Annotated in this window: 19 protein-coding genes; 10 read left to right on the plus strand and 9 right to left on the minus strand. The window is 39.9% G+C overall.

Annotated features, from left to right (window positions below; all coding sequences use genetic code 11):
- Nucleotides 1–288 precede the first annotated feature (288 nt).
- Genes BGP78_RS07735 through BGP78_RS07745 form a run of 3 tightly spaced genes read right to left on the minus strand, consistent with a single transcriptional unit; the run spans nt 289 to nt 2,503 of the window.
- On the minus strand, nt 289–621 hold the full coding sequence (locus BGP78_RS07735) for a DUF3325 domain-containing protein (RefSeq protein WP_119860858.1): 333 nt from the start codon (nt 619–621) through the stop codon (nt 289–291).
- Nucleotides 618–2,204, minus strand: coding sequence for a PepSY domain-containing protein (locus tag BGP78_RS07740; RefSeq protein ID WP_119860859.1), 1,587 nt, complete (start codon nt 2,202–2,204; stop codon nt 618–620). The genes BGP78_RS07735 and BGP78_RS07740 overlap by 4 nt, the downstream gene beginning before the upstream one ends.
- Complete coding sequence (locus tag BGP78_RS07745; protein ID WP_119860860.1) at nt 2,201–2,503, minus strand: hypothetical protein; 303 nt, start codon at nt 2,501–2,503, stop codon at nt 2,201–2,203. The genes BGP78_RS07740 and BGP78_RS07745 overlap by 4 nt, the downstream gene beginning before the upstream one ends.
- Before the next feature lie 208 nt (nt 2,504–2,711).
- Between BGP78_RS07745 and BGP78_RS07750 the strand changes: the two genes are divergently transcribed.
- Complete coding sequence (locus BGP78_RS07750) at nt 2,712–3,284, plus strand: uracil-DNA glycosylase family protein (protein WP_119860861.1); 573 nt, start codon at nt 2,712–2,714, stop codon at nt 3,282–3,284.
- Nucleotides 3,285–3,376: 92 nt separating this feature from the next.
- A complete protein-coding gene (locus tag BGP78_RS07755; RefSeq protein ID WP_119860862.1) occupies nt 3,377–3,757 on the plus strand; it encodes a hypothetical protein in 381 nt (126 codons plus the stop codon).
- Nucleotides 3,758–3,781: 24 nt separating this feature from the next.
- Here BGP78_RS07755 and BGP78_RS07760 read toward each other — a convergent pair whose 3' ends face one another.
- Nucleotides 3,782–4,261 (minus strand): GNAT family N-acetyltransferase, encoded by a 480-nt coding sequence (locus tag BGP78_RS07760; protein WP_119860863.1) that lies wholly within the window; start codon nt 4,259–4,261, stop codon nt 3,782–3,784.
- 92 nt (nt 4,262–4,353) lie between these two features.
- Here BGP78_RS07760 and BGP78_RS07765 point away from each other — a divergent pair, with 92 nt between their 5' ends.
- From BGP78_RS07765 to BGP78_RS07775, 3 genes are read left to right on the plus strand one after another with little or no spacing between them, the layout of a single operon-like run.
- A complete protein-coding gene (locus tag BGP78_RS07765) occupies nt 4,354–5,283 on the plus strand; it encodes a LysR family transcriptional regulator (RefSeq protein ID WP_119860864.1) in 930 nt (309 codons plus the stop codon).
- 55 nt (nt 5,284–5,338) lie between these two features.
- Nucleotides 5,339–5,860 carry a chalcone isomerase family protein gene (locus BGP78_RS07770; protein WP_119860865.1) on the plus strand — a complete coding sequence of 174 codons (522 nt, stop codon included), beginning with the start codon at nt 5,339–5,341 and terminating at the stop codon, nt 5,858–5,860.
- The gene (locus tag BGP78_RS07775; protein WP_119860866.1) at nt 5,857–6,429 is read left to right on the plus strand and encodes a DUF3833 domain-containing protein; all 573 of its coding nucleotides are present in this window, start codon (nt 5,857–5,859) and stop codon (nt 6,427–6,429) included. Before BGP78_RS07770 ends, BGP78_RS07775 begins: the two co-directional genes overlap by 4 nt.
- A 7-nt stretch (nt 6,430–6,436) precedes the next feature.
- Here the strand turns inward: BGP78_RS07775 and BGP78_RS07780 are convergent, their stop codons facing one another.
- Nucleotides 6,437–6,820, minus strand: a complete 384-nt coding sequence (locus BGP78_RS07780) for a DUF3224 domain-containing protein (protein WP_119860867.1) — start codon at nt 6,818–6,820, stop codon at nt 6,437–6,439.
- Nucleotides 6,821–6,885: 65 nt separating this feature from the next.
- Between BGP78_RS07780 and BGP78_RS07785 the strand changes: the two genes are divergently transcribed.
- Nucleotides 6,886–7,674, plus strand: a complete 789-nt coding sequence (locus tag BGP78_RS07785) for a helix-turn-helix domain-containing protein (RefSeq protein WP_119860868.1) — start codon at nt 6,886–6,888, stop codon at nt 7,672–7,674.
- A gap of 13 nt (nt 7,675–7,687) precedes the next feature.
- Here BGP78_RS07785 and BGP78_RS07790 read toward each other — a convergent pair whose 3' ends face one another.
- Nucleotides 7,688–8,056 carry a response regulator gene (locus BGP78_RS07790; protein ID WP_119860869.1) on the minus strand — a complete coding sequence of 123 codons (369 nt, stop codon included), beginning with the start codon at nt 8,054–8,056 and terminating at the stop codon, nt 7,688–7,690.
- Nucleotides 8,057–8,199: 143 nt separating this feature from the next.
- On the opposite strand from BGP78_RS07790, the gene BGP78_RS07795 reads away from it, so the two are divergent.
- Complete coding sequence (locus BGP78_RS07795) at nt 8,200–8,487, plus strand: Rho-binding antiterminator (protein ID WP_138637168.1); 288 nt, start codon at nt 8,200–8,202, stop codon at nt 8,485–8,487.
- Here the strand turns inward: BGP78_RS07795 and BGP78_RS07800 are convergent.
- Together BGP78_RS07800 and BGP78_RS07805 are read right to left on the minus strand one after the other, a co-directional pair.
- Nucleotides 8,476–8,937: a GNAT family N-acetyltransferase gene (locus tag BGP78_RS07800; RefSeq protein WP_119860871.1), complete on the minus strand. Its 462-nt coding sequence runs from the start codon at nt 8,935–8,937 to the stop codon at nt 8,476–8,478. The two genes, BGP78_RS07795 and BGP78_RS07800, sit on opposite strands and share 12 nt — an antisense overlap.
- 157 nt (nt 8,938–9,094) lie before the next feature.
- Nucleotides 9,095–10,144 (minus strand): hypothetical protein, encoded by a 1,050-nt coding sequence (locus tag BGP78_RS07805; protein ID WP_119860872.1) that lies wholly within the window; start codon nt 10,142–10,144, stop codon nt 9,095–9,097.
- Between the two features lie 489 nt (nt 10,145–10,633).
- Between BGP78_RS07805 and BGP78_RS07810 the strand changes: the two genes are divergently transcribed.
- The 3 genes from BGP78_RS07810 (at nt 10,634) to BGP78_RS07820 (ending at nt 15,870) form a co-directional block, all read left to right on the plus strand.
- A complete protein-coding gene (locus tag BGP78_RS07810; RefSeq protein WP_119860873.1) occupies nt 10,634–13,423 on the plus strand; it encodes a methyl-accepting chemotaxis protein in 2,790 nt (929 codons plus the stop codon).
- Nucleotides 13,424–13,587: 164 nt separating this feature from the next.
- Nucleotides 13,588–14,760 (plus strand): hypothetical protein, encoded by a 1,173-nt coding sequence (locus BGP78_RS07815; RefSeq protein WP_119860874.1) that lies wholly within the window; start codon nt 13,588–13,590, stop codon nt 14,758–14,760.
- A 192-nt stretch (nt 14,761–14,952) separates the two neighbouring features.
- Nucleotides 14,953–15,870, plus strand: a complete 918-nt coding sequence (locus tag BGP78_RS07820; protein ID WP_119860875.1) for a diguanylate cyclase — start codon at nt 14,953–14,955, stop codon at nt 15,868–15,870.
- Nucleotides 15,871–16,130: 260 nt separating this feature from the next.
- Here the strand turns inward: BGP78_RS07820 and BGP78_RS07825 are convergent, their stop codons facing one another.
- Entirely contained in the window at nt 16,131–18,284 is a 2,154-nt protein-coding gene (locus BGP78_RS07825) for a M3 family metallopeptidase (protein WP_119860876.1), read from the minus strand.
- Nucleotides 18,285–18,403 lie beyond the last annotated feature (119 nt).

Raw genomic sequence — 18,403 nt, forward strand, 5'->3', positions numbered from 1 at the left:
AATGATTTGTCCATAAAAACCCCTTCCATTCCCTTAGTAGCCCTATATGAGATATCACGAGATCAAGATTTTACTAACTAAAAGTGTATAAATCACAACTTAAGATCAGATTTTTACTAACAAAGACACTGCGATAACATGCTGAGATCAGATTTTTATTAACTAGAAGGAGAAAAAGCGTCATAGAGATCACGATATTACTAAGTTATGTTAGTAATATCGTGATCTCTAAGGGGGTGACTACCTATTTAATCGTAAACTAAAGCTTAAACGCTAATAAATAGGTCATTAAATTAGCATTAAGATACTTGTTATGATTAATAATGCCGGAAGTACGTAAATAAGTGATCTCAGCTTTGCCGGTTGATAACTTAGTACTAACGCCAAACACATCACAGAGACGGCCATATAGCCACAGAATAATACGCTGCCATAACCAAATTGGTGCCACATGCTCACCACCGCACTGGCTAATAAACAAACCCACGACATTATCAGTATATGACGGCTCGACTTTGTATCAATTCGTACAGCGAATACGGCTCTGTAATGACTACTTTTAGCCAACGCAAAGCCTGTAAAACCGGTAAAGCAAAGCAAAAATGCAAGGAGCTGCGTCATACCACTTGCCCCTTTAATGTTCTACTAGTTGCAGGAGTTGCAGCTTCTTTGTTCGCCAATTTACGGCTTTGAATATAAAACACAGCGGCAGTGATTAAACACAATATATCAAACCCAGCTAAAACCCACTGCTGCTTTACTATATAACTTACTAAATTCCCCTGTGTTGTAAATGCATTACAAAGAGGTAATAAAAGCCATAATACGGCATTAAACTGTGCTAACTGACGCCATTGGGCAGTGCCCGCTTTGTATAAAGCCATGAGCGCTACACCCAGCCATCCTAAAAAGAAAAGGTGGATTTCAGCCTCAGCACGACCTGTAAAACTATCCGGTAATAAGCGATTAGCAAAGAAAAATGCCGCCGTCGCGACTGGCAAGCCCATAATGGTTGCCAAATTAAGGCCTTCTACCAGTCTGAGCCCAAAGCTTGCTGTTTGATCTGCCTTCATACGTTCACGAATACGCTTCGCCCACATAACAGCGCCACTGCCTATCATGACGCACCCAGCAATACCACACACAAAGAATAACCACCGCAGGCCGGGTAATGCTAAACGTCCCGTATGTAACGCTATCATGCCATCATATAACGTTTCACTGGCACTCAACTCTGTATTTGCCGTCATCACGAGCTCACCCGTGACTGTGTTATATATCCATACGGGCATTTCATCTTGTACTTTAGTTCCCGTATTAGCATAAAATTTAAGCTGTGCAGTTTCATCTGACGGGTGATCGACAATAACCCGCTTTACATCTATGTTTGGCCAGTTAGTATAAAACTGATCTACAAGTTGTTTCATAGGTAACATTTCAACCCGATTCCCAGTGATATCAACGTGCTGCCTTGCGGGGTTTAGATCGGCAAAGAAAGCTTTTCTCCCCTCCTCATATTGCGTCATCGCTGGGTAGGGAAATAACATGAAAATCAAAGTGACTAAACCGGTATAGGTGATCATAATATGAAATGGCAACGCCAATACAGATGACAGGTTATGTGCATCTAACCAAGTACGTACACCTTTTCCTTTTCTAAACTGAAACATATCTTTAAAAATGCGTTTATGGATCACGACGCCTGAAATCAAGCCAATCAGCATAAATAAACTAGCAAAAGATACTAGCCAACGTGCAATAGTGCGGTCCATATAGTGTAAATCAAAGTGGAGTCGATAAAAGAATAACCCACCTTTGCTATCTCTATATTCGTTTAGCGTTTCCTCAGTGTTTGGATCCATAAACTGATCGTGCCATTGACCGCGCTCCCCCTCTTTTCCTTTGTCTTGATACGACACTTCAATTGCGCGACTACGTTCAGTGGGTAAACCAACCCACCAAGTTTCAGCATCCGCTGCGTTAGCCTCTAAATGCTGTAACGCTGAGGTAATTTGACTCTGTTGCGACAACACTCGATTTTCTTGTGGCGCTACATCGTGAATAGCAGGCTGTGACCACAGCGTAATTTCATGACGAAAAAAACTCAGGGTACCTGCGAAAAAAATAAGAAATAACAACCAACATACTAAAAGACCTGTCCAAGTATGTAACCATGTCATTGAACGAAAAAAGCTATCTTTCATAACCAACCTTTAATGAATGCAAGCAATAAAGCCTGACATGTACCTAATAATATTAAGACCCCATATACTTTTCGTAGCGTTCGCACACTGAATACCCAAATAAATACACATACATAAACTAAAATACTCAAACTAACGGCAAGTAATACAGAATCCGTTTTTGGTAATGGCACCACAGCCGCAAGTAAAGAGACCGCAATCGCAGAAAAAACATAGCCACCAACAATGGCAGCGAAAAAACGCGAACACACTAAGAACTGAGCACTTTTAAACCAAGTACCGATATGGGATATAACCACGATAAAACCCTAGGGGATAAAATACAGAAAAATAAATTATGCTAAATTAGACACAAAAAAGATAGTCATTCTCATTTGTATTTGTATATAAATGAGGCAAAAGGAAATGAATAACCAATATGTACCTATTAATGACGTAAATCTCGTTCAGATACGAAAAAAGAAGTATACTTTAAAGCTCGTTATATGAAGGAAGCGGTCGATTAGTGTGACAATTTTAGATGAAATTAAACAGTGCAAAATATGTCATGACCACTTACCTTTAGGCGCGAACCCAACCATTCAAGGAAACAAGAACGCGCGTATCCTCATTGCAGGGCAAGCACCCAGTAAAACTGTACACCTTACAAATAAACCGTTTAATGATGCCAGTGGTGTGAGGCTCAGGTCATGGTTAAATGTCACCAGTGACGTATTCTATAACCCAAATATATTCGCCATTGTACCCATGGCATTTTGTTACCCTGGCAAGGGAAAAAGCGGTGATCTGCCACCACCTCCGATATGTGCACAAAAATGGCGTAAAACATTATTGCAGTATTTCAATAAAGTCGAACTAACACTTGTCATAGGGCAATATGCACAACAATATCATTTTGCAAACTTTACAAGCGTCACAGAACAAACTAAGCAGTGGCAAACGCAGTTACCAAACATAATAGCTTTACCACACCCGAGCCCAAGAAACCGACACTGGTTACAGAAAAATAGCTGGTTTGAGCAAGACGTTATACCTATTTTGCAAACTAACACAAACAAAATTATAACAAAAATTAAATAATTACAGGGATCTCATTGCGTAATTTGGATTTGTTACGCATAATTCACTCTAACTTAGGTACTAACACATTAACATTTTCAAAGGACTTGAATATGCTGTATAGAATTACTGGTTGGGCGGCTATAGCCCTCAGCATCGTTGCATTATTTCCAAGCTACCAAACCGGTGCATTATCTGTGATTGGTTTCTATATTTGTTTATTTTCGTTATTGATAGGAGCCTTCGCCAGCCATTTAGGGCACTACTTTTACTATCGAACCGTCTTTCTAATTGCACTTATGAATGTTTTCATCGTTAATGATGGAACACGATTTATGTTGTTGATTGAGCAAAGCGATTGGGTTTATATTGGCTCCATGTACGGTATATTTATCGTGGTTGGGAGTATATGTAGCTTTTTGATCCGAAGGGAAGATACCCATCAGTTAAATCCAAAGCGATATGAGGCATCGCAAAAAAAATTGTCTCCGTGATGACAGCTCATACCGCTTAAAAGCTTACTTTGAAGCGAACGCAAGCAATTCATCACCGGATAATCGATTTATGATCCATTCATTCTGCTGTTTAGCACCAATGCTATGATAAAAATCAATTGCAGGTTGATTCCAATCTAGCACAACCCATTCAAACCGCCCACAATCTTTGTCTATTGCCAGCCGCGCCAAGTGCTTCATAATCGCTTTACCAGCGCCATTACCTCTTTTATTTTGAGAAACATAAAGATCTTCTAAATACAGGCCATATTTGCCTAGCCAAGTAGAGTAATTAAAAAAGTACACCGCAAACCCAATGGCTTCACCTCGCTCTTCGCAGATCAAAGCATGCGCACGAACATCATCACCAAATAGTTTATTTTCTATATCTGCCACTGTATTAAATACAGCGTCAGGCTCTTTTTCATAAACAGCTAACTCATTTATAAAATGCAGAATAGTAACCGCATCGGATTTAACAGCAGCGCGTATTTCAATTGTCATTGTCGTTTTTCCTTTTTAAATTCACAGTACTCAGTGTATGCTAAATCCCCACATGTATTAAGTGCATATATTGCACTGAGTGAATGAATATAATGCATAATATGTTAAATATAGATTTAAACTTACTCAAATTGTTTACTGTGCTTTATCAAAATGGTTCTGTAAGCGAAACTGCCGATGCACTCAATATCAGTCAATCAGCTTGCAGCCACGCACTGACTAGATTGAGGCATAAATTAGATAACGACTTATTCATTCGTATCGACAATAAAATGATACCTACACAGTTTTCAGAGCAATTAGCAGCCAAAATATTACCTGCTATGGAACTGTTACAAGTAGGCTTACAACCGAGAGAGCAATTCAATCCTGATACTGATACAACCTATACTATTGCCGCAACCGACTATACAGCTTGGTGCCTAAAGCCCCTGATAGAATATATGCACCAACACCATCCTCGCATTGCTATTCGCCTGATAACACTTGAGCAGCGTATTCCAGAAGAAAAATTAAAAACAGGCCAGATTGATTTTGCCTGCGGCTTTTCACATCAAGCTGAGCAATCTCAAAGTATATTTGGCTTAACTTGGCTCACTGATAGCTACGTCACACTTACGTCTAAGCAGCATCCATTAGCTTTTAAAACTGCACTCTCGATAGAAGACTTTATCAGCTACCAACACATATTAATTGCACCTTGGAACGAAGGGAGGGGAGTCGTTGATAAAGCATTGATTAAACGTAAAGTGTTACGTGACATCGCCCTGACAACGCCATTTGGCTTAAGTGCACCTTTTATGCTGATCGATACACACTGGATCCTGACCTTACCACGAAAATATGCACAATACGTTTCAGACAAGCTTGCTTTAAAGATACATCAACCGCCGATTACAATACCAGACTACAAACTCAAACTGTATTCACATAAAACTCGACAACAAGATCCAAAAATAATTTGGTTCAGCGGTATATTACAGAAAATATTTAATACGACTTATTATGAAGAAGTGAACTAACTTAGATAGTCTGTACGTATGTTGTTATATAAACACAACATAAGGAGAAACCATCATGAAGGTTATGGCGTTTATCATTTTATTATCGAGTCACATAGGTGCTGCACACGCAAACACAATAGACAATTTAGTTAGCAACCCAGTAAAAGTTGGTGAAACAAGTCGCATGACATACCTTTTTTGGGATGTATATGATGCAACTTTATATGCGCCCAATGGTAACTACAGTGCTGATAGCCCTTTTGTACTGAAACTCGAATACTTACGGGATTTAGAGGGGGAAGATATCGCCCAACGATCTGTCGAAGAGATGCGAAAGCAGGGCTTTACTGATGAAATAAAGTTAGCCCTATGGCTTGCCAACATGAAACGTATATTCCCCAATGTAAACAACGGTACGCAATTACTCGGAGTCAGAAATAAAGCGGGTGAAAGTGTTTTCTATAGCGAAAGTAAATTGCTAGGGAAAATTACCGATCCAAGTTTTACCAAACACTTTTTTGATATTTGGTTAAGCGACAAAACATCAGAACCAGAAATGCGCAAAGAATTACTCGCCATACAGGATAAATCATGAAAAACACATTATTCGCTATAGCTATATGTACCGCAGTGAGCGGTTGTGGCGTGACTATTCAAGGTGAAGCTTACAAAGACATCACGCCTTCGTTTGACCCATATGATTTTTTTAACGGCAATGTTAAAGCATGGGGTATTGTACAAAACCGCTCAGGCGAACTGGTACAAAGATTTAAAGTAAATATTGCCGGCTCAGTTGATGCGAACAATGTACTGACATTAGATGAGACATTTAGCTATGGTTTAGGCGAGGGTGTAACATCAAGAGTATGGACGATAAACGAAACCGGAATTAACCAATACCGAGGCACTGCGCCCGATATACTCAATGAAGCCACAGGCACAGTGTATGGAAACGCCATGCAATGGAGCTATGATATGGAGCTACCTGTCGACGATACGACATATAACGTACATTTTGATGATTGGATGTGGGCCTTTGATGAAAATACCATTGTAAACCGCTCTTATATCCGCAAGTTCGGTATCACAATGGCAGAGGTTACAATTTTTATGCAAAAGCAAAATCAAAATCAAAATCAAAATCAATCATATTCGCCCAAATAATCCTATCTTATAATGAAAAGTGAGTATGTAATTCATGCTCCTTTTGTTCTCCCGCGCAAAAGTGGGCTGTGCCTGATATAGTTTTTAATTGCTCAGTGCCACTGCCTTCTATAATCGACAATGTTCCTTTAGCTTCTCCGCGTTCAAATAAACCCTCATGTAACAGCGAGATACTCCCTTCACAGGCTTGATACTGGCCAGTGAAAACCTCAATACCCGTAAAAGTTGCAGACCCATTAGGTAAATAACACAAACTATAATGTGTTATAGAAGTTCCTTGTAACACACCAACATAGTGCTTTTTAATTACAGCACTTCGAATTGACGCTTGGGTGTTTTTACCCTTCATAACATCACTTTCTTGCCAGCTCTCAATGGTAAACTTAGACATCGCCTTTCCTTTCTTCGAATCAATATGACAAAATTACTTTATTCACAGCTCGGGGAATTGTATAAATGCGACAAACTCATACTCATCTAGCCAATGCTTCCGGTGTATTTCACCCATCAAAAAATGCACAATATTACAATCTCAATATCTACCAACCAGCAGAACACCTTGATTCTATTATAGACTGCTATTGGTTTGCTGATTGGGATCTACAGGGCACAACCACGCATATACAAAGAAATTTACCGAGCCCAAATATGCACTTGGTGTTTGACCATTTAAGCACCTATTACACCGGCGTAATGACCCAAGCATATGAAACACCTCTAGCAGGTGAGCACGCTATTATTGGTGTTAAATTTAAAGTTGGCGCACTCAATAGATATTTACCATGCGACCACAACGCGCTAAAAAACCTTCATTTCATTAGTAACGGTGTACTATTACCTTTAAAGAAAGAGAAAAGTTTAGTACCTAAAAATCACAAAGCCAGTATTTGCATATTAAATCAGTTATTTCATGACTTACCACCGGCCAGCTCACAAATTAAAAAAGTAAATCATGCATGGCAAACCTTATTAAATAACCCAGAGATTGATACCGTGCAAAGCTGGGCCAATTTAGCCCAGTTGTCAGTGCGGACACTACAAAGATTATGTACAGCACATATTGGTTTAACACCAAAATGGCTGTTGCGAAAACAACGATGTATTTACGCGATAAAACTGCTGGATAATAAAGACTATGATATTTATGACGTGATTTTACATTTAAAGCTGAGTGACCAAGCGCACCTTATTAAAGAGTTTAAAACTGTTCTGGGGCTGACCCCCCGACAATATCTAAACTTGTAAAGGGCCTTTACACTTATTCAAGTAAATGTAACCTGGTAAGTTGCTTCTCTAAGGTGTTCATATTAAAAGGCTTAATAACAAACCCACTCACCTTTGCAAGCAGTGCTTGTTGTACTTTTTCTTTTTCATTCTCGCCTGTCACCATAAGCAAAGGCGTTTTCGCAAGTATACGGTCTTGACGAATTGCTTGGAGTAGCTGTAAGCCATCAATTTTCGGCATATTCAAATCTGAGATAACTAAATCGTAAGGCCTGCTTTTTAATAACACCATCGCTTGATAACCATCAACCGCTTCATCAATATCATCAAACCCAACGTGTCGTAGCATATTTATCATCACATGCCTCATAGAAGCCATATCATCAACAACGAGAATACGCATTGGGTCTCCTTACCTAAAAATATAAACTTGCAACAAGTGCTCGTAAATAGTGAGTGTAGCTTATATCTAGCATCATGAAAGGCATCTGTGTAATTGAAATGAAATATACGATAAAGCGGTCTTGTATAAAGGAAGATTAAGAAGTGTCAACGCAAATAAGTCACGTAAAAACCCTATGGAGAATAACCAAAATGAATTGTAGCCAACATGACTATATTGAAATTGCCTGCTTATACCATTACACCCTAAAAGTATGCACCAAAAAAGGCACAGAACATCATGGGATCGCTATCAATACGGTTTATAACGAAAAAAAGCAGCAATGTTTATGTATTAAAGATGCTGAGCGAAAACAACTGATTGAACTCAATACAATTGTTAACGTGGATGTTCTAACCCCAAACCCCTACTTTAGCCACTTAAGAATTTAGTGGCAGCTCCATAAATACGCTTAATGGGTTCTCACGGTATAAACCAAAGCGTTCACATCGTGCAAAACCGAGGCTTTCATATAAATTGATTGCTTCTGACTGCTTATTACCCGTTTCCAAGCGCATCAATGGGATTTGTGCTTCACCAGCATAATGCAATAAGGTTTGCATAATACGTCTTGATAAACCTTTACCACGGTATGTAGGTTTTACATATAAACGCTTTAGTTCACCATAAAGCGTATTGTCGAACTGTTTAACAATCGCACCACACGCCACAATACCATCTTCGTTCATAAGGCCAATAGCATGTACGTTTGGTTGTTTTAATTCTGTAAGCTCTAATGATTGAGCGCTAGCAACAGGGTAAAGGGAATGCATTAATCGATCTATTTCTGAGAATAATTCAATAACATGGCTATCTTCAGGGTTTAAATCAACTAATTGCATATATTCACTCAACTCAGTGTTTCTAGGAACATTCTAAATGTGGAGTCAAACTATACCGACATACACATGAGTAACAAGTAAAATACGTTTAAATTTGTAACCTTTTAATACGATAGCGAAAAGTTTGATATATTCATCATTTAAAACATAATCTTAACTAAAGGAAGTAATTTTCCAGCGCCTGCTTAAGATACTTTTGCATGGATCCTCTGTGATATTTGCGGACATTATAGCTTTGTTCTAAATGAATAAAGCGTTTAGATGAAGCACTGGAGCTCGTTGAGCATATATTTGACGAGCCATTGGTATAGCGCGCTTGAACATTCCAAGTCCCTCCTAAACTTTTAGTGTCGTTCCCATAGACACACGCCGCTATTTTCCCCTCGTCTTCAACGACTCTGCGCAACGAGTGTAAAATGCTATGCTCTGCGTCAGCGGTGTTATAGTGCACACTTTCACTCAAATTTAGCATTAGATCGTTATCCACATCACACTGCGCTTGAAGTTTAGCAAGCGTTGTCTTGCCAAAGCCATGATATTGGATAAAGACAGAGGCATCATCAAAATCACTCATATACTTGTGGGCTACATTAAAAAATGATTCTGTTTGATGCGCAACATCACTGGCCTCATAATGACCATTGGTACAGGTACTTAGAGCATGGCTGTTATCCCGACGGGTACCTGCTAACATCAGTAGCCTAGTTTGCGTGTATAAGAAAGCGTCAATTGCTTGGGTGCCCGTAAACGTATCTCTTTTAGGATGCGGCGCCTGTAATATGGCATTCAACCCAAGGGGGTTATACACATAGGTACCACCGCCTTTAAATTCGACACTGTGCAATGATGCACGTTCTTGTAATAAATAATAGGTGGATTGTGTGTTGGTATCAAAGAATTGTGCAACAATATAGCCAATAGGAGTTGCTAGTTCTTGTGCAAGAGGAAAGTCTTGTGCAATAAATGCGTCAAATACCGCTTCAAACTGCTGCTGTTCTGTTGTGCTGGGTGCGACCCAGGTATTGTCTGCTTTTTTACCATAGTCAATCGCTTTGAGATGTTTAGCCAGTTCTCCCGACATAATCGTCGTCGCATAACTGGGAAAGCTCAGCAAAGTGACGAGCAGTAAAACCAGCGTAACCAATACCGTCACTGATAGTGTACTTCTTCCATAAGGCGTAAAAGAACAGGGTGAATACAAACTCATAGCATCTCCGAACGGTTAAATTAGCAATCAAAAAACGACATGTCGCAATTTTCCTGATCCGTGCGGCTTGCAAAACAATCCTTTGTATTAGTTTATAATTATTTAATATGTCAAAAGTTGTATTATTAGTATCAAAATAAACCCTATTGTTCTACAAAAAACAATAAAAATGACTTTTTAGTATTAGTTTTTATTTACCTTTTTTAGTTCCAGAAATGGTGATTATTCAGTGGTTTCATAAAGTTAGTGACTGGGCTGACCAGTAAAGCGAGTAGTAGGATGTTTGCCATATTTTGGATAAATAATACGAGTACTGATCCAGGTAAGTGGTGTTATAAAGGACTAAAGGTAAAAGTCATAAAGGCTGTACAAGTATGTTTCTGGTATTAAAAATGATCTTCAAATAAATATCCTGCTCGCGGTGGTGACGAAGTTTAAATGTTCGACTATCTTTTTGATTAAATAACTCGTTTATCAACTAGGTAACTTATGATTTTTACATCAAGGACTGACCGTCTAGCCAAAGCATCTATGCAATCCAAACTTAACCTATTTGAACAACACCTTTCGACACTTGAAATATCGAGTAGTGGCAAGATATTACATGTTAGCCAACACTGTTTATCCCAAATTGGTTATCAATTAACTGAGTTAGTTGGACAACCTCTCAATCGTATCTTTAAAGGCCTAGGTAACGCTACGATTGAAGCAAATACTGACTATAAAATCGACACCAAAAACAAACGTATTTTATGGGTTACAGTTGACGTCATTGATCAAGCTGAAGGGTTAACTGAGGGCGCAAATACGCTTCTAACGTTATTCGATGTCAGTGAACATAAAGCACAAAATATGGATTACTCTGGGCAAATCGCTGCGATCAGTAAATCACAAGCAATTATTGAGTTTGATTTAAATGGGGTTATTCTGTTCGCAAATGATAACTTTCTCAAGACTATGGGTTATGAACGCCATGAGATTATTGGCCAGCATCATAGCATGTTTGCTGATGCTGAATACGCGGCAAGTGAGGAATATAAAGACTTTTGGCTCGCTCTAAAAAGAGGAGAGTTTAATTCTGGTGAATATAAACGAGTAGGTAAAAATGCCAAAGAAGTCTGGATCCAAGCAACCTATAACCCTATTTTTGACACCAATGATCAACCTTTTAAAGTCGTCAAATACGCCTCCGATATTACCCAATCAAAAATACAAGCTGCCGACTATGAGGGCCAACTCGATGCAATAAGTAAGTCTTTGGCAGTCATAGAGTTTAATATGGATGGGACGATCATCTCAGCAAATGACAACTTTTTAAGCGTGATGGGTTACTCGCTCAATGAACTTGTCGGCAAACATCATAGCCTATTTGCTGAACCGCACTATGCAGCCAGTGTAGAGTACCAAACGTTTTGGGCTAAATTAAATGCTGGAGAATTCAGCTCTGGTGAATACAAGCGCTTAGCAAAAGGCCACCGAGAAGTATGGATACACGCGTCGTATAATCCAATATTTGATATCAATGGCAACCCGGTGAAAGTAGTCAAGTACGCATCCGATATCACAGAGCAAAAAAAGCAATCCACCAACTATGAAGGCCAGTTACAAGCCATTGGCAAATCACAAGCGGTCATTGAGTTTAATATGGACGGCACCATACTCACAGCAAATGACAACTTTTTGCAAGTAATGGGTTACACGCTTGACGAAATCAAAGGGCAGCACCACCAGCTTTTTGCCGATGCACATTATGCGAATAGCCATGAGTACAAAGAATTTTGGCAAAAACTACAGCAAGGCAAGTTTCATTCTGGCGAATACCAGCGATTAGGTAAAGGTAATAAAGAGGTTTGGATCCAAGCGACTTATAACCCAATATTAGACCCAAGTGGTCGACCCGTTAAAGTAGTCAAATTTGCGACAGACATAACCGAGCAAAAACAACAAAGTGCAAATTATGAAGGTCAGCTCAGTGCCATCAACAAATCTCAAGCGGTAATTGAGTTCAGTATGGATGGGATTATTTTACACGCCAATGATAACTTTTTAAACACGATGGGTTATCGCCTCGATGAAATCCAAGGGAAACACCATAGCTTATTTGCTGAACCCGGCTATGCGGCAAGTAATGAATATAATCAATTTTGGCACAAGCTCAACTTAGGGCAATTTGATAGTGGTGAATATAAAAGACTGGGCAAAGGGGGTAAAGAAGTTTGGATCCAAGCCACATACAACCCAATTTTAGACAATAACGGAAACCCCTTTAAAGTCGTCAAATATGCCACTGACATTACACAACGCAAACTTGCCGTGCGCTGTATAAAAGAAGCCATTATCTCGCTCTCTGAAGGGCACCTGTCTCACAACATCGATAACGACCTTGGTGCTGAGTTTAATATTTTAAAAGAGGCAATGAATGGGCTGACGCGTAGTTTAAATAGTATGGTGCATGAAATTACAGACACCTCTAACAATGTTTATCAAGGTTCACAGAGCATTGCAACAGACAGCGAAGAGCTCAGCAAGCGCATAGAGCGACAAGCCGCAAGCCTTGAGGAAACAGCTTCAACCATGGAAGAGTTAACTGCCACAGTAAAACAAAATGCCAAAAGTGCTGAAGACGTCTCTGTGCACGCAGATCAAGCAATGAGTAAAGCAGCGCAAGGTCAGCAAACGGTCTCCAATGCAGTCAATGCCATGTCGGATATTGAAGGATGTAGCAACCGTATTTCAGACATTATTGGTGTTATCAATGAAATTGCTTTTCAAACAAATCTACTTGCACTGAACGCATCTGTTGAAGCCGCAAGAGCAGGGGAGGCGGGTAGGGGCTTCGCTGTGGTGGCAAGTGAGGTGCGCAATCTTGCGCAGCGTAGCGCATCTGCTGCCAAAGAAATCAAACATTTAATCGAGGACAGTAGCTCAGCTGTAGCAAAAGGCAGTGAGCTCGTTGCCACCTCTGGAGAGCGATTTACAGAACTCACTCAAGTTGTGCAAGAAGTAAACAGTATGATTATGGATATAACCCGTGCAGGACAAGAGCAGTCAGAAGGCGTTGCTGCGGTATCATCTACAGTCGCTCAGTTAGACAATTTAACGCAAAAGAATATGCAACTGGTAGAGCAATCTACTCAAGCAGGACAATTAATGCGGCAGCAAGCACAACATTTGTTGCAGCAAGTCTCGACCTTTAAAGTGAGTAGTACTCAAGAGTTACTGCTTGCACCTGAACCTCAAAAGATGTTTCAGCTAGTTGCAGGCACGAGCACACTATAGCTATCAGCCGCGCTTTTGCCAAAGCGCGGCTCCTCACACTATCAAGAAAAAACAAAAAACTCTAAATTTCACATAATATTTACAACAATACTTAATCCTGTATTCTGGTTCATGCTGACTTAACACGAAGCCAGCAACGTAACTTTTTCTACAAGGATTAGATCATGAAAAAAATAGATGTCATCGCGCTTCTATGTGCATTAATAATGTGCACTTATGCTCATGCCCAAACAATTGAAACAACAGAAAATCTATGTGGTAGCTATATACAAAGCGCCTCAACTAAAAATATGTTGTTTGACGAAAATATGCATGAGCCACTACCTGTTAATAAGCAAACCCGATTTTTAGGCTTCGATATATTGGAAATAAACGACACACTTTACTTACAAGCGAGTGCTGCAAGCATGAATGCACACATGCTGTTCATTGATGTACTTATATCTGAAGATTATGCAATATGTGGCTCTGGTGTATTTTCAACATATGGTACGCAAAATGAGCGCACAACACTGCAAGTGATGATCCCTGTAGAAGACATCATAGGATTAGATAACAGCAGTTCACCTTTACAAATTGAAGTGCTTACTATTAATGCAAATAACGACTTAACATCCAATATATATAACTACGACCGTCAAGCACTGAACTCCCTCATCAATACACGATTAACGCCTGACCAGAACACTCCCTATTCTCTCGCAGTAACGCACCCTACTGATACGGTCGGTAATTACCACAACGATCCTCACCGCAATAATAAAATGATTTATTGCGCGCTAGAGCGATATCATAATTGTGATTACTCTCTATTAGATTTTTTAGACGTGCACGATCAACATTCGTGGCATTTGGCGCTTCCAATTAAAGGGCAATTCACGATAGATGCTCATGTTGTAAACATGCTATTTCGTGAAGATTTAACGGCTCATAAAAATATCATTCCGACCGACTTTGGTGTTTGGTACCCCCATAATTCATTTTATGAACTGGGCGCGTCGCGTCAAAATGCCAGAGCGTTTCTCTCGCAGTTTTTTACTTTAACGCATTCAATGCACCCACAAACAGGTAAATATCAAACCACAATAAGCTGGGACATTCCGCTACAACACGGCGAGTTTCAAGGTAATAACCATTTACAAAGAAGCCATGAGATCTATTGGATGATGAACTTTGCTTTTACTACCAACGAAATGGGACCAGAAAATCAGGCACTAACACAAGGCGCTTCTCAACATCACTATACACAGGCGAATAAAGTCAGCTTTTTATCTCTGACTGGCATCAAATACAATCAGGCTAGTCAGCTCAACTTACTTCCTTTAATTGTCAATTAAATCATAACGAATGAAGTTGCGCTTATTTGCAACTTCATTCTAAAAGTATTTTTACCCCTTATGGCAATGTAACTTTCGCACTTAGCTGAATAAAATTAACCGTATTTACCACTTTCCCGTGCGTGATCTTTTTGCTGTTTTAGTTTACATTTACGTCATGTGCATAACGCACAACAAAGGTGCAAAAGGATTATGTTTCAAGGTTTAGACAAAATGGACGACTGTTGGGTGTTGGTTGTCGATGACTCGTCATTAATGCGACAGTTGCTGCTCAGTAGTTTAAAACAAGTATGTAAGGTCTCAGCGGTAGAGTCCGCCGAGCAAGCCATTGACGTTTGTCGAGATGCTCAACCCGATTTAGTATTGATGGACTGGGTACTAGAGGGGATGTCTGGAATAGAAGCGTGCAAAAAAATGCAAAGTATTCCTGAGCTATCTGAGATCCCTGTTATTTTCGTCACCTCGAACACCAGTGAAGCAAACCAAGAGCTGTGTTGGGAAGCGGGTGCCGTTGACTTTGTTCCCAAGCCAATCGTTCCTAAAACGTTGCAAAATCGCGTAAAAACGCACCTAAAATATAAACGCCAAACCGACTTATTAAAACAATACTCTTTTGTTGATGGTCTGACCGGCATCTATAATCGTCGCTTTTTTGACTTAGAAATTGTACGATTACTTAAACAAGCAAGTCGACTTCAACAGCCTTTTGCCACCATGATGTTAGATATCGACTTTTTCAAAAAATATAACGATGAATATGGTCACTTAAAAGGCGATGATGTACTAAGGCAAGTCGCTACCGCGCTCAAACAACAAGTGAAGCGCCCCATTGATACCGTATTTCGTTATGGTGGTGAGGAATTCGTCGTTTTATTACCTAATACAGCCAAAGAAGGGGCTAAAATTATTGCAGAACAACTTGTTGCAGCAGTAAAGAACCTCTGTATTGAAAACCGCGGTTCACCCCTTGAAGTCGTCACTGTAAGTGTGGGGCTTGCGTTTCTGGCAGAAGGTGAATACTGCGACACAACCCAGTTACTCCATCGTGCTGACAGTGCATTATATAATGCAAAAGACACTGGGAGAAATAAATACACGGTGTTTGTTTAAGCGCTGAAGTTTAGCGCCTAGCAGGCTAAACCTTAAACAAGCGACATCATAAAAGGCACGCTAAACGTCTTGCTCTGCGGTATATTACTCATCGTCGCAATCGTCAGCCACAGCTTTGATGAACACGATAAGGTGTTTATATTTACAGCGTGAGGGGTGGGTTTAAAATTTGTCTTTAGTGGCAATGACTTCTGAGAAAATCTACAAAAGCTCTAGAATGAACTCACTCTTTATCGAGTGAGTTCATTTCAGTGACTACATTATTTTGTTACAGGAAAACCTCTGTCACGCATTAATGCACTTACATCCGCATCTCTGCCACGGAATAAGCGATAGGCTTGTGCTGGATCCATCGCATTTCTCACAGAGAATAAATGTTCAACTAATTTGTCAGCAAGTGCTTTGTCATAAAAACCACCTGGTGCATCAGCAAATGCTTCTGCGGCGTCTGAAGTCAGCACTTCCGCCCACAAATAGCCATAATATGCCGCCGCATAACCTTCACCTGAAAAGATATGACCAAAGTGCGTACTACGGTGACGCATTACTAACTCTGTTGGCATACCTAATTTAGTTAATTGCTCTTTTTCAAACTTAGCAGGGTCAATTTTGGCAGGATCAGTAGTGTGATACAACAAATCCATCATTGCGGAAGCCATGTATTCTGTGGTCGAAAAGCCCTGGTTAAATGTTGATGATTTTTTAATTTTATCAACCAATGACTTTGGAATTGCCTCACCTGTTTCATGGTGAACTAAAAATTGATTTATCACCTCATCTGTCGTTAACCAACGCTCTAATAACTGAGACTGAAATTCTGTATAATCACGCACACCGGTATGTGATTGAGGGTAAACCACATCAGCGGATAAGAAGTGTAATGCATGACCAAATTCATGGAAGTAAGTCTCTGCATCCGACCAAGAAATAAGCGTCGCTTTACCTTCTGGGCCTTTCACAAAATTTGAGTTATTGGTGCTTAGAACATTCGTTTCACCATCCATTGTTGTATAACTACGGAACGTATTAGCCCAGGCACCAGAGCGTTTTCCTTTTCTTGCAAACGGGTCTAAATACCATAAACCAACGTGCTTACCTGTTACGGAGTCTTTTACTTCCCATACGCGAACATCATCATGGTAAACAGGCACTGAACCATCTGTTACCTCTGAAAACTCAAAGTTAAATAACCGTTTAGCAACATAGAACATCGCTTCTCGTAGTTTATCTAACTGAAGATACTGTTTGATCTCATTCGAATCTAAGTCGTATTTATCTTTGCGAACTTTCTCTGAATAAAAACGATAATCCCATGGTGCGATAGTAATATTTGCACCGTCTTTATCTGCTATCGCCTGCATATCCGCAACTTCTTCTTCTACACGTGCAATGGCAGCAGGCCATACTTTATCCATCAATGCTTTTGCATTCGCGGGAGATTTTGCCATACGATCTTCAAGGCGCCACTGAGCATAGTTTTCATAACCTAAAAGCTGAACACGTTCATGACGTAGCGTCAAAATCTGTTTAATCGTCGCATTATTATCATATTGGTCACCGTTACCACCACGGTTATAATAGTTTTTCCAAACCTGCTCGCGTAACGCACGTTCAGTCGAGTAAGTTAAAAACGGATCCATTGAAGAACGAGAGTTGGTAATTGCGAATTGACCCGCTTTACCTCGTTCAGCTGCGGCCGACGCGGCACCCGCAATAAATGATTCAGGTAAACCTGACAATTGTGATTTATCTAAAAATACCACATAGCCTTCTTCATCAGCCAATACATTGCTGGAAAATTTAGTATGTAGCGTAGCCAATTGCTGATTAATTTCTGCATAGCGGGCCTTGGCTTCACCTGTCAACGTCGCCCCATTACGCGCAAAGCTGTTATACGTCAGCCAAGTCACTCGTTGTTGCTCTGGCGTTAGCGTTTTATATTCCTCACTTTGGTAAACCGCTTTAACTCGGTCAAACAATTTACTATTTTGTGTCACCTTAGATGAAAATACCGAAAGTTTTGGCGCCAACTCTTTCGCTAATGCTCGCGATTCTTCTGATGATTTATTATTTCGCCAAATTCCATAGTACGTAAAGACACGATCTAAACTTTTGCCAGCACGCTCTAACTCAACAATGGTATTTTCAAATGTGGCAGACTCAGGGTTGTTAGCCACTTTATCAACATCAGCTAAGTGCTCAGCAATCCCCGCTTCAAATGCAGGTGTTAAATCAGCCAAATTCATTTTATCGAATTGTGGTACACCTTGAAATGGCCCTGAAAAAGGCTGTAGTAGCACATTTTCTTGTGATACCTGAATATTAGATGCTTGCGTCAATTCAGTGGTAGAAGTACACCCACTTAACGCAACCACAACGGCAAAGCCGAGCGCAGTCATTGTTGTTTTAATCATTGTTGTCTCTTTAAATTTTTGAATGCTTATTTATATACTCGCTCATTTTAATCGGGGCGGTAAAACATGCAATTGATTCGCGGCAAAAAGCTAAATAGTGCGTTTAATTAAAAAAGCAC

Origin of the sequence: Pseudoalteromonas sp. MSK9-3 (assembly GCF_003590335.1) — a bacterium.
Classification (GTDB): Bacteria; Pseudomonadota; Gammaproteobacteria; order Enterobacterales; family Alteromonadaceae; genus Pseudoalteromonas.

Bases quoted from the DNA above. Each gene is read 5' to 3' on its own strand.
- BGP78_RS07735 (WP_119860858.1), bottom strand. From the start codon at position 621: ATGACGCAGCTCCTTGCATTTTTGCTTTGCTTTACCGGTTTTACAGGC.
- BGP78_RS07740 (WP_119860859.1), bottom strand. From the start codon at position 2,204: ATGAAAGATAGCTTTTTTCGTTCAATGACATGGTTACATACTTGGACA.
- BGP78_RS07755 (WP_119860862.1), top strand. From the start codon at position 3,377: ATGCTGTATAGAATTACTGGTTGGGCGGCTATAGCCCTCAGCATCGTT.
- BGP78_RS07760 (WP_119860863.1), bottom strand. From the start codon at position 4,261: ATGACAATTGAAATACGCGCTGCTGTTAAATCCGATGCGGTTACTATT.
- BGP78_RS07765 (WP_119860864.1), top strand. From the start codon at position 4,354: ATGCATAATATGTTAAATATAGATTTAAACTTACTCAAATTGTTTACT.
- BGP78_RS07770 (WP_119860865.1), top strand. From the start codon at position 5,339: ATGAAGGTTATGGCGTTTATCATTTTATTATCGAGTCACATAGGTGCT.
- BGP78_RS07775 (WP_119860866.1), top strand. From the start codon at position 5,857: ATGAAAAACACATTATTCGCTATAGCTATATGTACCGCAGTGAGCGGT.
- BGP78_RS07780 (WP_119860867.1), bottom strand. From the start codon at position 6,820: ATGTCTAAGTTTACCATTGAGAGCTGGCAAGAAAGTGATGTTATGAAG.
- BGP78_RS07785 (WP_119860868.1), top strand. From the start codon at position 6,886: ATGCGACAAACTCATACTCATCTAGCCAATGCTTCCGGTGTATTTCAC.
- BGP78_RS07790 (WP_119860869.1), bottom strand. From the start codon at position 8,056: ATGCGTATTCTCGTTGTTGATGATATGGCTTCTATGAGGCATGTGATG.
- BGP78_RS07800 (WP_119860871.1), bottom strand. From the start codon at position 8,937: ATGCAATTAGTTGATTTAAACCCTGAAGATAGCCATGTTATTGAATTA.
- BGP78_RS07805 (WP_119860872.1), bottom strand. From the start codon at position 10,144: ATGAGTTTGTATTCACCCTGTTCTTTTACGCCTTATGGAAGAAGTACA.
- BGP78_RS07810 (WP_119860873.1), top strand. From the start codon at position 10,634: ATGATTTTTACATCAAGGACTGACCGTCTAGCCAAAGCATCTATGCAA.
- BGP78_RS07815 (WP_119860874.1), top strand. From the start codon at position 13,588: ATGAAAAAAATAGATGTCATCGCGCTTCTATGTGCATTAATAATGTGC.
- BGP78_RS07820 (WP_119860875.1), top strand. From the start codon at position 14,953: ATGTTTCAAGGTTTAGACAAAATGGACGACTGTTGGGTGTTGGTTGTC.
- BGP78_RS07825 (WP_119860876.1), bottom strand. From the start codon at position 18,284: ATGATTAAAACAACAATGACTGCGCTCGGCTTTGCCGTTGTGGTTGCG.